Genomic DNA, 12,995 nt, shown 5'->3' on the forward strand with positions numbered 1-12,995 from the left:
ATTAGAATGGGACTCGGAATGTTTTGTGCCATCGTCGCAGGGATGATGATCAGTTTACAGACCGTTTTAAATGCACGGATGAGTCATGCCTTCGGTGCTTGGGCGACGACGACGCTAGTCTTTTTTGTCGGACTGCTCGGGTCGTTGCTCGCATTGGTTTTCTTTCGGGGCGGGGAGGTCGCGGCGCTTACAGAGGTCGAACCGCTTTATCTATTTGGCGGTTTCGTTGGTGTCGGGGTCGTATTTTGTGTCATGCGGGGAATTCAACTGCTGGGACCGTCGATTGCGATTTCCGTCGTCCTGATTTCGCAACTCAGTTTTGCGCTCTGTGTCGATGTCTTTGGCTGGTTCGGTTTACCGAAAGTCGAGTTATCGTTTGGTCAAATCATCGGCCTGGCCGTCATGTTGAGCGGCATTTTCGTCTTAAAACGTTATCAGGTCGTGGACGAGTCAAATCAAACAGATGAAATCAAAGCGATTTCTTAAAAACATCGTCAACCACTCAAAAGAGATCACGGCTTTCACGCAACTTTTACAGTAAAGTGCGTGAAAGGGTGATCTCTTTTAAAAGACGTTTCATTTAAATCAGACGGATACTTCTTCTTTCCAGGCGACGTCGATAAAGGCATCACGGCCGGAGGCTTTCCGGTCTTTTTTGTAGTGGGCCGGATTTTTTTTGTGGAAGTCCTGATGGTATTCTTCCGCCGGATAGAAGGCGTGTGCCGGTTCGATCCGGGTGACGATCGGTTGTTTGAAACGGTTTGTTGCAGCCAGCGCATCACGTGACGCAATCGCTGCAAGGCGTTGTTGTTCCGTATGATAAAAAATCGCCGGAGCATACTGTGTACCGCGGTCCTGGAATTGTCCGCCGGCATCGGTCGGATCCGTTTGAGGCCAGTACAGTTCGAGTAACCGTTCGTATGAGAACAGGGCCGGATCAAATGTAATTTCGACGACTTCGGAATGTCCGGTCGTTCCGGTTTTGACTTGCTCGTATGTCGGATTGTCGACATGTCCTCCTGTATAGCCGGATACGATACTGTGAATCCCCGGCAGTTCCTCAAATGGTGTCACCATGCACCAGAAACATCCTCCTGCAAATGTTGCTTTTTCCATGTCATCTCTCCCTTTCCCTTGGCTTCTTGAGCCGTCATCCTGTCATGTCTGACAGTGAGAAAACGAAAACGACTCCTTTGCTTGGTTGCAAAAGGAGTCGCCGCTTTTTATCAACCAAAGCTTTCGCTTTGCTGGTCGTAGCACCTTGCTGTGCGCAGGTTGCTGGGACGTCATCGATCCAGATCTCTCGGTCCACTCTTGATAAGTGTTATATGAAGTTGATGTAAGTTCGTTATCATTGGGATGATAATACCATTCATAAAAGTGGAAAGTCAATCCTTATGTTTGCAGGGCACGAAGAACGGTCGCTCCTAACGTTTTCGCCCCGATCAGCAAGGACTGCTCATCGATTTCGTACTTCGGATGGTGTTGCGGATAAATCGTCCGTCCATCCGTCTTTGCAGAGCCTGTGAAGAAATAACTGCCCGGTACTTTTTCGAGGTAATAGGCAAAGTCATCCGCTGCCATCATCGGTTTCATCTCGCGAACCTGTGCTTCCGGTAAAAAGCCGGCCGCTTCCCGGACGAGCTGTGTTTCATCCGGATGATTCCAAAGCGACGGATAACCGGTCGTGAAATCAATGGAATACGTGGCGCCAATTCCAGCACACGTCGTTCGCGCGACGAGATCGACCTGTTGGCGTAACTGGTGCCGGAGCTGTTCATTGAACGTCCGGATTTCTCCGACGATCCGGGCTTCGCCGGTGACGATGTTCGGTGCCGTCCCGGCGTGGAACGAGCCGATCGCAACGATAGCCGGTTCAAACGGATCAACGCGCCGGCTGACGAGATGCTGGAGATTACAGACAAGCTGGGCACCGGCGACGAGCGCATCCTGTGTCCGGTGCGGCGCCTGGGCATGACCGCCTTGACCGTGAACGACGATCTCAAATTCATCGATGGCACATAATGTATGACCGCTGTGATAACCGATTGATCCGACCGGAAGATCATTTTCGAGATGCGTGCCGAAGATCGCATCGACACCGTCGAGACAACCGTCCTCAATCATCTGGATGGCACCGCCGGGGAACACTTCTTCACCGTGTTGATGAATGAAGACGACACTACCTGCCAGTTCATCCTGTATGGCATGAAAAGCAGCGGCCAGTCCGAGGACAATCGCCGTATGACCGTCGTGTCCGCAGGCATGCATGACGCCGGGGCGGATCGAACGGAACGATAACTCCGTCTCTTCCTGTAACGGTAACGCATCAAAATCGGCCCGGATGGCGATTGTTTTTCCGGGACGTGTTCCTTTCAGTGTCGCGACAATCCCGCTGCCGCCGACGTTTGCCCGGTACGGAATACCGAGTTCATCGTAAAAAGCAGCGATTTTAGCAGGAGTCCGCACTTCCTGAAACGATAATTCCGGATGGCGGTGAAAGTCGCGGCGTAAACGAATCATTTCGGATTCATACTCAGTTAAGTAGGTGAATAAATTTTCTTGCATCGAAATCATCCTTTTCGGTATGTCTTGAGTAAAAACGGGTACAGATAGAGGTAATCAATCAGAGGAGGAATCAACATATGGGTGAAATTATCGTCAATGCCGTTCTTACAGTCAAAGCAGGGTTAGCTGATCAAGTCTTTCCGATTTTAAGCACAGTCTACAAAGCAGCACAAAACGAGCCGGGCTGCTTGCGTTATACATTACATCAATCGATTGAAAATGAACATCAGTTCATGCTCTATGAAGTCTATCAGGATGAAGAAGCACTGGAAGCCCATATTGCATCGGACCACTATAAAGCATACCGGGAACAAATCGAGCTGTACCTGGAGGACCGTCAAGTGACGAAATACATCGAGATGACATTCTGAAACAAGGAAAGAAGGGCGTATGGATCCGCAAGGATCCATACGCCCTTTTCGTTGTTACATCGATTTAAAGCCGAGGAAATGTTCCCGCCAGCGTGGTTCATAAATCGAATTGATCTGGAGTTGCGATCCGCCCGCATGAATGAAATATTCATTGTCGAGCATGATCCCGATGTGTGACGGTCCGTCCGTGTAGGTATTTTCGAAAAAGACGATATCCGACCGTTTTCCACTGCTGATCGTCGTCCGGCGATTTGTAAAGAAGGCGCCGTACCAGTAGCCGCTGACATTGGTCCGTCCCCCGTACTTCCCGGCTTGGTTCGTTGCATAATGAATCAGTCCTGAACAATCAAACCCGCCGTTGGCTGAGGTTTGCGAACCCCATGTGTACGGTGTACCGAGGTGTTTGGCGGCCGCTTGAATCAACTTTTCTCCGCGAGATGTGTTTTTCTGTGCAATCCGTGTATCCGTCTTGACGCTGACGGCACTAATCGGCAGATAAACAGGTGACCAGCCGGATTGAATGACATAAAAATTGCCGACCCGGTACCGGGGATAAACCCGTTTTCCCTGTTCGATCAATCCAGTGCTTTTTGGACTAGCCGGCGTCGCAAAATAAGACGTCGTTGTTTTGACCGTATAAACTTTTTGCCGGTTAATCGCTTGTTGGGTATAACGCATATCCGGTTTCGTCGTCCCGATGTAGGGATTGATGACATAACCTGTCGTACCGTTCGGTAAGCGGACGTGCCAGAAATCATCGTCAATTGCCTTCAGACCGATCAGCTTCGTGCCTTTATTGAGATAAGCGGCAGGGCGGCTGTACGCGACATCGGCCGAAAACAGCGGAGTCTGATCAAAATGAACATAAAAGACGGTTCCGACTTTAGACGGTGCGACCGGTTTGTTTAAGCCGAGTCTGCTCGAGTCGACAAAGCCAAACGTCGTCCCAATCTTGACCCGTGTGTAGTAGCCGCTTTTGCCGTAAATCGACAGTTGCGTATTCTTTTTCAGGGTGCCGATTTTTCCCGTCAGACTGGCTTTTGGGTGAACGACCACTTTATCATCGAGAACGTAACGGATTCCGGTGACATCATACAAGTCTGGTTTTTTCGTGACGAGATCCGTTGTCTTGACGTAACCGTACACCGATCCGATTTTGACACGTGTATACGCGCCGCTTGTGCCATAAATATCGATGGATTCCGCCCGTTTCATTGTACGGACAATCGTTTTTGCCGTCGTGTCTTTAAAAATCGATGTCGGCTTGCTTGCATACCGGAGACCTGTCTTAGCATAGATTTTTGTTGTGGCGAGTGTACTCGTTAAGACGTACGCATATTGTCCCCGGAATAAAATCCGGCTGTAGGCGCCGCTCGTTCCGTAGACTGTTAACAGGGTGTTCGTCTGATGCTGCTTTAGGACAGGACTGGACGTGTTAGGGGCGGAACGGATCGCTGATGGTGTCTGTACATACAAACGGGCTGTCTTGGCATAGACTTTTAAAGGAGCAAGTGCGCTCGTCAGGACATATGCATATTGTCCGCGGAATAAGATCCGGCTGTAGGCGCCGCTTTTTCCGTAGACCGTCAGCAGGGTATTCGTCTGGTGTTCTTTTAAGACGGGACTCGATGCATTGGGTGCTTGGCGGATTGGAGTAGGAGACTGGACATACAAACGGGCTGTTTGTGCAAAGACCTCCAGATCTCCTAACTGAGCCGTCAGGACAAATCCATAGACACCGTTTAAGCGGACTCGTGTATAAGCACCGGATACACCGTAGATGTCGACTAATTGATTTTGTGCCAATGTCCCAAGCAGTTTCCCGGTCGCCGCAGCGGTTGGGTAGACGTTGGCAAGTTGCTGACTGTACTTTTTGCCGGTTGCTTCATACGAGACGACCGGTTTCGTTCCGAGGTGAGCTGTTAAGACAAAAGCATATGTACCGTTCCATTCGATCCGGGTAAAAGTCCCTGACGTCCCGAACGTCTTGATGGAATCGTTTTGTTTCAACGTGGTGAGCGGTGTTCCAACTGCATCAGCTGTTGGATAAACCGACGTTTTTTCCTGAACGAACCGTTCACCTGTCATCGAGTACACAGGGGTCGTACTTAAATCCGCTGTCAGGACGAACAGATAACCGGTATCCTGTTTAATCCGGGTGAAGAGACCGACCTGACCATAGGTATCAATTTTATTATTTTGAGCGAGTGTCTGAGTGGTCGCCGTTGACGAATCCGCCGTTGAATAAAGGACTGTAACTTTATTCGTATACCGGCTGTCGATTTTCGGATACGTAGGGGTATCCGCTAATTGGTCTGTCTTTACAAAACGATAGACTCCATCGAGCAGGATACGTGTGAAGAGACCTTCGACTCCGAACGTCTCGACTTCAGTTGTTGCGGGCAGGGTAGCGACGGGTTCTTTACTTTCCGGTGTTTCGAAGACCGGGGTATCGGTTTGGGTAAACAATTTGCCGGTCGAAACTTCAGTTTGCTCATCGACGACCGTTTGCGAAACGTCGCCTTCTGCAAGCGTATTAATCGGGAAAGAACTGAACAGCATGACGGAAGCGGCAAGTGTCGTGAACCATTTTTTTGAAAGAGGCATCGTATGTAAAACTCCATTTCTATAGAAATTTAATTTTCGCTCCATTTAAAACTAAGTTTACCATGTTCATTTTTATTGGTGTAAAAAGATATCAAAAAAAGTCAATCATCAACCAAATGATACGAGGAGAGGAGACGAAAAAACGGTACCTCCTGGATAAGGGGTACCGGTCTGGTTTATTTTTGATCGTCTTCGTGATCGACCTGCCACTCCCAATCAAGCATGCCGTAAATGAGGGAATCACGCCAATGGTCTTCGAGATATACCGTTTCGCGAAGCTGACCTTCTTTCGTCATCCCGACTTTCTGCAGGACACGTTCTGAAGCGACGTTTCGCGGGTCACACGTGGCTGTAATCCGGTGTAACTCCAGTTTCTCGAATCCGAATTCGAGTAAAAATGCGGCAACGGATGTCGCATAGCCGTTTCCCCATTCATCCGGCGACAGAATATAACCGATCTCCGCCGTTTTGTGTTCGGTATCGGTGATCACTAGTTCACCGGCTCCAATCACACGATCATCCGGGAAGGTGACGGCGAAGACATACCGGCGGCGCGGATTCTCAAGTTCACTTTCAAGTGCGTCATGAATAAATTGTTTGCTGTCACTTTCGGAGTTGGGTCCCCACGATTGATACTGACTGACAATGGGTTTTGAGGCATAGGCATGGACAGCTTCTAAATCTTCTGGAGTAAAACGACGGATCCGTAGTTGCTCATTGATTTTGTAGCGCATGATGGACTCCTCCTCTATAGTTGACTCTTTATAAGATATTGGCTGTTCAGCCGGATTTTCCTGTTTGACAGGCAAAATCGGGCGTGCTAAAGTCTTGGTATCGAATGAACAGAATAGTAATCCTCTAGGGTTCCGTTCGGCTGGACCAAGGGAGGAACATAAGGGACACCTTATGCAACGGAGGGATAAAAGCCCGGGAGTAAAGCGTTTAGGCGCTTGCTCCCGGGCTTTTTTGTTTGATTCGAAACAGAGGAGGAAACAACATGGCAAAATATTGGTTAAGCATCATCCTGGCATCCTTTTTTGAAGTCGGTTGGGTCATCGGATTAAAACACGCTGCGACCCCACTCGAGTGGGGAGCGACGATTGTCAGCATCATCGTTAGCTTCACGGTGTTAATCAAGGTCAGTAATCATCTGCCGGTCGGAACAGTCTATGCGGTGTTCGTCGGACTCGGAACAGCGGGTACGGTCGTAACGGATATCGTTTTATTCGGTCAGTCGGCATCCATCATCAAGTTGATGTTGATTGCAGTCCTGTTAGTGGGCGTGATTGGTTTGAAATTAGTCAGTGGGGAGGGGGAACAACAATGAGTTGGTTCTATTTGATTCTGGCAGGACTATTTGAAATGTTGGGTGTCGTCCTGATCAATACGTTTAATCAGCAAAAAAACACCAAAAATCTGTTGTTGATGTTCGCTGGTTTTGGTCTCAGTTTTTTATTCCTCACTTTGGCGATGAACGAGCTGCCGATGGGGACGGCTTATGCGGTGTGGACCGGAATTGGAGCAGCCGGCGGGACGATTCTCAGCATGATTTTTTACAACGAAGCGAAGGATTGGAAACGGATTGTTTGTATCGGTTTAATTCTCAGTGCGACGATCGGTTTGAAGCTGGTCGGAGAATAAACATATCATTTAGATTACTTTTCCTGTTCGAGCCGACTGGGTGGCATATTTTAGCTGAAAAAAGGAAATACTCCTTATAAGACAAGTACGTCATTAAAATCGTGCATAAGGGGATGGATGGGTATGAAAACGAAACAGTATATCGGAACGTTTTATAAAGAAGAAGAACTGATTTCTAAAATGGATGAGTTGCATCAGCAAGGTCATCGCGAAGAAGATTTTTATATCATCGTTAAAGAAAAGTCGAATCTTCAACTGGTCCGCAGTCAGATGGACGCGGAAATCGCGACGACGAAACCGTCGTGGATCGACCGGATTCGCGGGAACCAGGGACGTGATCAGGAAGTAAATGATCTGTTTGGTTCACTCGATTTACCGGCGGATCAAGTCGAGGTCCATAAGACGGAAGTCGAAGGCGGCGGATTCGTTCTGTTACTGGAAGTTCAGGACATTCAGTTCGATCCCCACTTAAACACGGACAATACACATCCTGACGTCAAAGTACGTTACGGCAGTTACGAAGAAACGCATACGTCGGACGATGCCAATTCAAATGCCCAACTCGGATCGGGCAATCCGCTTGATGTCGATAAAGACTCAAAAGAAGAACACGCGGAGATTGATTTGCATCGTGCCGGTACCGATAAGATGCCGCAAGACGAAGAGGCCATTCATCATGCCAAGTTAAAAGAAGATCGTGAACCGGATATCGCGATGCGCCGGGACGATGATTTTAAGCGTCCGGAGTGGGAAGAACAAAAAGTCCGTCACGAAGAACAACAGGACGAGAAAAAAAACGACGTCTACCGTCCGAACCGTTCGGCGGATCATTCCGATGATTTGGCAAAACAAGATCACGGAAATGATTTGGACCGTTAATGCACACAAAAAGGCTGACGCTCATGTCAGCCTTTTTGTGTGGGACGATGTTTACATTGATGTGAGCCTCGTCTTATTTTTTATGCATCTCGTCCGGATTCGAGCCTGTCCGCTCATTCCGGTTGAGTTGATCGATTTGTCGCATGTGATCCGGTGATAACACAAAATCAAAGATGTCCAAGTTTTCCTGAATCCGGCTTGGCGTAACGGATTTCGGAATCGCGATGATGTCATGCTGAAGATGCCAACGGAGAACGACTTGAGCAGGTGTCTTACCGTGACGTGCCGCAATGTCTGTGATGACCGGGTCTGTTAAGGCGTCGCGGCCTTTCATTAATGGGCTCCAGGCTTCGACGATAATCCCGTTCTTTTGGCAAAATGCGCGAATCGCTTCCTGACTTAAGAACGGGTGCAGTTCGATTTGGTTGACGGCAGGGACGATGGTTCCTTCTTCCAATATCCGTGTTAAATGCGGGATGTGGAAATTCGATACTCCGATCGCTTTTGTTTTGCCGTCCCGATACAGCTGTTCTAAAGCACGCCACGTATCCATATACAAATCCTCGTCCGGCATCGGCCAATGAATCAAGTATAAATCAACGTAATCGACCCCGAGCTTTTGGAGACTGGTTTCAAACGCGGCCAGTGTCTGCTCATAACCTTGATCTTTATTCCAGACCTTTGTCGTCAAAAAGATGTCTTCCCGTGGAATCCCCGAATCTTTTAAGGCGCGACCGACACCGGCCTCGTTTTCATAAATCATTGCCGTATCAATGGAACGGTAGCCGACCCGTAAAGCTTCCCGCACCGCTTCATATACTTCCTGTTCCGGGACTTTAAACACACCGTATCCGAGTTGCGGCATGACCAGCCCGTTGTTCAGCGTAACAAATTCCATTTGAATTCCCCCTTAAGATGATAATCCTGTCTTACCCAGTTTACGCCTTTCCCTTTCGAAAATCGAATCAAAGGAAGGGTTGAATTGGCGCCAGGAAATCCGTATACTGAGCGTTAACAAATAATGGGAGGGATCAGGATGATTCGTCAAGCCGTTTTACAATACATACACGAAGAACAAGCCGTCGAGCGGCTTTCAGAATTGTTACGGGGGAGAAAAGCGGTGCTGATTCACGGTGAACAGGCATTAAAATCGTCCGCACAGTATTTGCCGGAACTGCCGAAGCTGCTGTTTACAGGACACTGTACCGATCAGCAGGTAGCTAAGCTGGCAGAACGATGTGCCACGTACGAAATGATCATCGCTCTTGGCGGCGGATCCGTTATTGATACGGCCAAACAAGTTGCGGTCAAACGAAATTGCCCGTTGATTGTCATTCCGACGATCGTCTCGAACTGTGCCCCGTGGACACCTCTCAGTGTCATGTATGATGAACGGGGGCGGTACCTTCGTTTTGACACGATTCCTGTCGTCATTGAAGCATTATTGCTCGATCACCGGATTTTAGCAGCTAGTCCATATGATTATTTTGTTGCCGGACTGGTCGATACATTAGCGAAATGGTACGAAGCCCGGGCGCTGAGCGGATCGACTTCTGACCATCCGGTCGTTGAATCGGCCTTACGGATGGCAGAGCACTGTAAACGATTAATTTTGCAGACACCGATCAGTTCAGAACGATTTCAGGAGTATTCGTCCCCGATTCAACATCTGGTGGAGACGGTTATTCCACTGGCCGGAAGTGTCGGTGGATTCGGTGACGAAGCAACACGCGGGGCGATTGGTCACGGCGTTCATAATGCGTTATCTCCGTTCCCGTCGACGCATCGGATTTTACACGGAAGTAAAGTCGGTTACGGCTTGTTGATTCAGGAGTTATTGTTAGGTGAAACAGCGTCCTATAAAGAGTTGCGACAGTATTTGATTGAAAACAAACAACCGACGACGAGTACAGCGCTTGGATTGACGGAAGCGGAGCGAGCCGACTTGGCGCAACGAATTGGTCAGGAACCGCTCTGTCAACTGATTGCGACGGATTGGTCGGAGGCGACCGTTCTTTCGGCCCTAATAAAAAATGATCGGGAAGCAGTACTCATATCTTGATGGACATATAAGATAAAGCCCCTCTCCTCGGTTTCGAGGAGAGGGGCTTTATACGATCACTGTGCTTTTGCCAGTTCTGAGTACGGTGCGGGACGGCCGAGCAGATAACCTTGTCCGAGATCAAATCCAAGTTCGCGGCAGAGGTCGAGTTCTTCTTGACGTTCGATACCTTCCGCAAGAATCTGAATCCCCATCTCTTTTGTTAAATGACGCGCTTTTCGTAAAAAGGCTTCATTTTCTGTGACAGTGTCACAGTTTGAGATGAAGGCACGATCAATTTTGACATAATCCGGTTGGAGTAACGACAACATATCAAGCGTCGAGAAGCCGGCGCCGACATCATCGAGTGCTACTTGGATACCTTGTTTTTTATATTGTTCGAAAACATGTTTCAAGTGATTGACGTCTTCGATTTTTTCCGTCTCGACGACTTCGAACACAAGCCGGCTTGGATCCACGTTATACCGTTCGACGATTTCGAACGTATGACGCAGGCAGTACTCCGGATTGTAGATGGTCGAAGGAAGGAAGTTGATAAAGGTTTTTTGCGTTCCACCGACCAGATGTGTTGCCCGGATCGCTTCTTCACGCGCCCGTTGATCGAGCCGGGAATGAAGCCCCATTTTGGAAGCGGTCGAAAAGAGCAGACCCGGGGACATCGGAATCGATTGATCAGCAGCCCGAAGTAACGCTTCATTCGCAAAAAGTGAGTTGTCTTGAATGTTGAAGATTGGTTGCAGATGACTCGTCATGATACCGTTTTGAATGAAATCAATGGCTTGTCGGCTCTTTAACTGTTCGAGCAAAACAGAAGCTGCAAGTACAGGTGTCACGAGACGTGATCCGTTCGCCCGGCAGGAAACCGGAAAATCCCCAATCTGTAACGTAGAGCTAAGGATTTGTTCCAACTGCTCGAATGAACTGTAAGAAAATACTTCTGGCGTAGGCGATTGAATATGTAAAGAACCGGCCTCGATAAAACGGATTGTTGTTGTACATTCGGCGCAAGGATGCCACATGAATGGGTGTCCACCTCTCTTGGTAAAATACGTCTGTAAAAGATGTATTTATTAAATTAGTTAAAGTCTTTACCCGAAGATAATCTATAAATAAACCTGATATCAACTATTTGTCCTTCTATTGACCAAAGTAAAAAAAAAGACAGGTCCAGTTCATCTTTTGATGAACCATCCTGTCTTTTTTATCGGTTAATCGGTACATAATTTAAAGGATTACGATCGAATCCACAAAATCCAAAGCGTAGCATGCAGTAAAATTGCTAACGGTACAAAGAGTTGGAATTTAGCGGTCCGTGTTTTATGCCGGACGAGTTGCATTGCCAAAAGCGTCCCGAGTGCGCCGCCTAAAAAAGCAATCATCAACAAGGTCGCTTCCGGCGTCCGCCATTCGTGTTGCTGCGCTTTACGTTTATCCCGCCACATCGAAACGAATCCAATGACGGACATGATCCCGTAAAATACAACGATACCTGAAAAAATAGTCATAGCAGTCCTTACCTTTCCGCACCGCCGCCGCCGGAACTTCCGCCGCCGCCTCGGCTGCCACCGCCACCGCCTCCACCACCACGCATGATAGCGGAAAAGATGTTGATGATGGCAAAGAAGAACATCCCGCCGGTGAACTTCATATCGAGGAATAACAAGAGAACGAGACCGGCGCCAATCAGGACTTTTGCCCATGTACTCAAACCGTCGTCCGCACTTTTCTTGACCGGGTCCTGCGATTCAAGCGACTGTTCTTTCGACACGACACTGACGACCGCTTTATAGGTTTCGGACGCTGCTTTGCCGTAATCACCTTGATCCCGGTACGGAACAGCGTACTTGTCGAGGATGCGTCCGGCTGTGATGTCGGTCAGAATGCCTTCGAGCTTATAGCCGACCTCGATCCGGAAGTTCCGGTCTTTTTCGTTTGGTGCCACGACAACGAGAATTCCGTTATCTTTTCCGGCCTGTCCAATGCCTTGAGCCCGGAACGTTTCATTGGCATACGTGCTTAAATCTTGTCCTTTTAAATCCGGCACAGTCTTGAGCACGACCTGTGCCGTCGTATATTGTTCAAGTTCTTGCCCGAGACGAGCGAGTTCCGCTTCTTCCGACGCGGTCAGCAGCTGTGCATCATCCTGGATGAAGAATGCTGCGCCCGTGCGTTCTGACACGGCTTCGGCAGTCGGAGTCAGAAGGAAGAAGACGAGGAACGCGGTAAAAAGCAGGCGCGTTCGTCGCCAAATCATTTCGAATCACTATTGAAGTCGACCGTCGGATTTTCACGGTCACTTTCTGAGATTTCATAATATGGTTTTTTCTCGAAACCAAATGCCGAAGCATAAAGCGAAGTTGGGAAGCTGCGACGTTTTTTGTTATAGACCGTCACGGCATCATTATAATCTTTACGGGCAATACCGAGACGATTTTCCGTTCCTTCGAGTGTATCCATCAACGACTGGAACCGTTCGCTTGATTTTAAGTCCGGATACGTCGTTTGCAATGCGATTAATCCGCGAAGCGAAGAGGTGACTTGTTGATCGGCTTCAATCCGTTGTTCTGTTGAAGCAGCACGTGCTAAGCCGGCTTGTGCTTCAGCGATATCACCATACACTTTTTGTTCCTGACCGGCGACACCTTTGACGGTTTCGACGAGATTCGGAATTAAATCCGCCCGGCGTTTGATTTGATTATCGACTTGCGACCACTTATTTGAAACATCTTCTTCGACATTGACGAGACTGTTGTATTGTCCGATTGCTAAAAATGCAATCAGGACGACGACAGCAATTCCGATGATGAGAGGTAACTTGGAACCTCCACGATTTCTACGAGCCATAACGATGACCACTCCTTTTTTCT

15 protein-coding genes and 1 riboswitch are annotated in these 12,995 nt (G+C 48.5%); of the genes, 6 read left to right on the forward strand and 9 right to left on the reverse strand.

Annotated elements, in window-relative coordinates; translation table 11 throughout:
- The first annotated feature begins 6 nt into the window (after positions 1 to 6).
- A complete protein-coding gene (locus DVG79_RS12835) occupies positions 7 to 486 on the forward strand; it encodes a DMT family transporter (protein WP_114597076.1) in 480 nt (159 codons plus the stop codon).
- A 99-nt stretch (positions 487 to 585) separates the two neighbouring features.
- On the opposite strand, the gene msrA is transcribed toward DVG79_RS12835, so the two are convergent.
- Both msrA and DVG79_RS12845 read right to left on the reverse strand, forming a co-directional pair.
- Complete coding sequence (gene msrA / locus DVG79_RS12840; protein ID WP_114597077.1) at positions 586 to 1,116, reverse strand: peptide-methionine (S)-S-oxide reductase MsrA; 531 nt, start codon at positions 1,114 to 1,116, stop codon at positions 586 to 588.
- A gap of 104 nt (positions 1,117 to 1,220) precedes the next feature.
- Positions 1,221 to 1,324, reverse strand: a riboswitch (SAM riboswitch).
- Between the two features lie 71 nt (positions 1,325 to 1,395).
- Entirely contained in the window at positions 1,396 to 2,568 is a 1,173-nt protein-coding gene (locus tag DVG79_RS12845) for a M20 metallopeptidase family protein (RefSeq protein ID WP_114597078.1), read from the reverse strand.
- A gap of 77 nt (positions 2,569 to 2,645) precedes the next feature.
- Here DVG79_RS12845 and DVG79_RS12850 point away from each other — a divergent pair, with 77 nt between their 5' ends.
- Positions 2,646 to 2,939, forward strand: a complete 294-nt coding sequence (locus DVG79_RS12850; protein WP_114597079.1) for a putative quinol monooxygenase — start codon at positions 2,646 to 2,648, stop codon at positions 2,937 to 2,939.
- Between the two features lie 54 nt (positions 2,940 to 2,993).
- Here DVG79_RS12850 and DVG79_RS12855 read toward each other — a convergent pair whose 3' ends face one another.
- Complete coding sequence (locus DVG79_RS12855) at positions 2,994 to 5,546, reverse strand: C40 family peptidase (protein ID WP_233494600.1); 2,553 nt, start codon at positions 5,544 to 5,546, stop codon at positions 2,994 to 2,996.
- Positions 5,547 to 5,722: 176 nt separating this feature from the next.
- Entirely contained in the window at positions 5,723 to 6,280 is a 558-nt protein-coding gene (locus DVG79_RS12860; protein ID WP_114597080.1) for a GNAT family N-acetyltransferase, read from the reverse strand.
- Positions 6,281 to 6,543: 263 nt separating this feature from the next.
- Between DVG79_RS12860 and DVG79_RS12865 the strand changes: the two genes are divergently transcribed.
- From DVG79_RS12865 to DVG79_RS12875, 3 genes are all read left to right on the forward strand, one after another.
- Positions 6,544 to 6,873: a DMT family transporter gene (locus DVG79_RS12865; RefSeq protein ID WP_114597081.1), complete on the forward strand. Its 330-nt coding sequence runs from the start codon at positions 6,544 to 6,546 to the stop codon at positions 6,871 to 6,873.
- Complete coding sequence (locus DVG79_RS12870; RefSeq protein WP_114597082.1) at positions 6,870 to 7,187, forward strand: DMT family transporter; 318 nt, start codon at positions 6,870 to 6,872, stop codon at positions 7,185 to 7,187. The genes DVG79_RS12865 and DVG79_RS12870 overlap by 4 nt, the downstream gene beginning before the upstream one ends.
- A 123-nt stretch (positions 7,188 to 7,310) precedes the next feature.
- Positions 7,311 to 8,066 (forward strand): general stress protein, encoded by a 756-nt coding sequence (locus DVG79_RS12875; RefSeq protein ID WP_233494601.1) that lies wholly within the window; start codon positions 7,311 to 7,313, stop codon positions 8,064 to 8,066.
- Positions 8,067 to 8,139: 73 nt separating this feature from the next.
- Here the strand turns inward: DVG79_RS12875 and DVG79_RS12880 are convergent, their stop codons facing one another.
- Positions 8,140 to 8,964, reverse strand: coding sequence for an aldo/keto reductase (locus tag DVG79_RS12880; protein ID WP_114597084.1), 825 nt, complete (start codon positions 8,962 to 8,964; stop codon positions 8,140 to 8,142).
- A 138-nt stretch (positions 8,965 to 9,102) separates the two neighbouring features.
- Between DVG79_RS12880 and DVG79_RS12885 the strand changes: the two genes are divergently transcribed.
- Complete coding sequence (locus DVG79_RS12885; protein ID WP_114597085.1) at positions 9,103 to 10,128, forward strand: iron-containing alcohol dehydrogenase family protein; 1,026 nt, start codon at positions 9,103 to 9,105, stop codon at positions 10,126 to 10,128.
- A 56-nt stretch (positions 10,129 to 10,184) separates the two neighbouring features.
- Here the strand turns inward: DVG79_RS12885 and DVG79_RS12890 are convergent, their stop codons facing one another.
- The 4 genes from DVG79_RS12890 to DVG79_RS12905 form a co-directional block, all read right to left on the reverse strand.
- A complete protein-coding gene (locus DVG79_RS12890) occupies positions 10,185 to 11,147 on the reverse strand; it encodes an EAL domain-containing protein (RefSeq protein WP_114597086.1) in 963 nt (320 codons plus the stop codon).
- Positions 11,148 to 11,360: 213 nt separating this feature from the next.
- Positions 11,361 to 11,633, reverse strand: a complete 273-nt coding sequence (locus DVG79_RS12895) for a DUF1294 domain-containing protein (RefSeq protein ID WP_114597087.1) — start codon at positions 11,631 to 11,633, stop codon at positions 11,361 to 11,363.
- Between the two features lie 8 nt (positions 11,634 to 11,641).
- Entirely contained in the window at positions 11,642 to 12,382 is a 741-nt protein-coding gene (locus DVG79_RS12900) for a TPM domain-containing protein (protein ID WP_114597088.1), read from the reverse strand.
- On the reverse strand, positions 12,379 to 12,972 hold the full coding sequence (locus tag DVG79_RS12905; protein WP_114597089.1) for a LemA family protein: 594 nt from the start codon (positions 12,970 to 12,972) through the stop codon (positions 12,379 to 12,381). The genes DVG79_RS12900 and DVG79_RS12905 overlap by 4 nt, the downstream gene beginning before the upstream one ends.
- Positions 12,973 to 12,995 lie beyond the last annotated feature (23 nt).

Origin of the sequence: Exiguobacterium sp. RIT594, from assembly GCF_003339585.1 — a bacterium.
Taxonomy (GTDB): domain Bacteria; phylum Bacillota; class Bacilli; order Exiguobacteriales; family Exiguobacteriaceae; genus Exiguobacterium_A.

Coding starts and splice junctions, on each gene's coding strand:
- DVG79_RS12885 (WP_114597085.1), top strand. CDS start 9,103: ATGATTCGTCAAGCCGTTTTACAATACATACACGAAGAACAAGCCGTC.
- DVG79_RS12845 (WP_114597078.1), bottom strand. CDS start 2,568: ATGCAAGAAAATTTATTCACCTACTTAACTGAGTATGAATCCGAAATG.
- DVG79_RS12890 (WP_114597086.1), bottom strand. CDS start 11,147: ATGTGGCATCCTTGCGCCGAATGTACAACAACAATCCGTTTTATCGAG.
- DVG79_RS12900 (WP_114597088.1), bottom strand. CDS start 12,382: ATGATTTGGCGACGAACGCGCCTGCTTTTTACCGCGTTCCTCGTCTTC.
- DVG79_RS12875 (WP_233494601.1), top strand. CDS start 7,311: ATGAAAACGAAACAGTATATCGGAACGTTTTATAAAGAAGAAGAACTG.
- DVG79_RS12865 (WP_114597081.1), top strand. CDS start 6,544: ATGGCAAAATATTGGTTAAGCATCATCCTGGCATCCTTTTTTGAAGTC.
- DVG79_RS12895 (WP_114597087.1), bottom strand. CDS start 11,633: ATGACTATTTTTTCAGGTATCGTTGTATTTTACGGGATCATGTCCGTC.
- DVG79_RS12905 (WP_114597089.1), bottom strand. CDS start 12,972: ATGGCTCGTAGAAATCGTGGAGGTTCCAAGTTACCTCTCATCATCGGA.
- DVG79_RS12860 (WP_114597080.1), bottom strand. CDS start 6,280: ATGCGCTACAAAATCAATGAGCAACTACGGATCCGTCGTTTTACTCCA.
- DVG79_RS12850 (WP_114597079.1), top strand. CDS start 2,646: ATGGGTGAAATTATCGTCAATGCCGTTCTTACAGTCAAAGCAGGGTTA.
- DVG79_RS12835 (WP_114597076.1), top strand. CDS start 7: ATGGGACTCGGAATGTTTTGTGCCATCGTCGCAGGGATGATGATCAGT.
- msrA (WP_114597077.1), bottom strand. CDS start 1,116: ATGGAAAAAGCAACATTTGCAGGAGGATGTTTCTGGTGCATGGTGACA.
- DVG79_RS12855 (WP_233494600.1), bottom strand. CDS start 5,546: ATGCCTCTTTCAAAAAAATGGTTCACGACACTTGCCGCTTCCGTCATG.
- DVG79_RS12880 (WP_114597084.1), bottom strand. CDS start 8,964: ATGGAATTTGTTACGCTGAACAACGGGCTGGTCATGCCGCAACTCGGA.
- DVG79_RS12870 (WP_114597082.1), top strand. CDS start 6,870: ATGAGTTGGTTCTATTTGATTCTGGCAGGACTATTTGAAATGTTGGGT.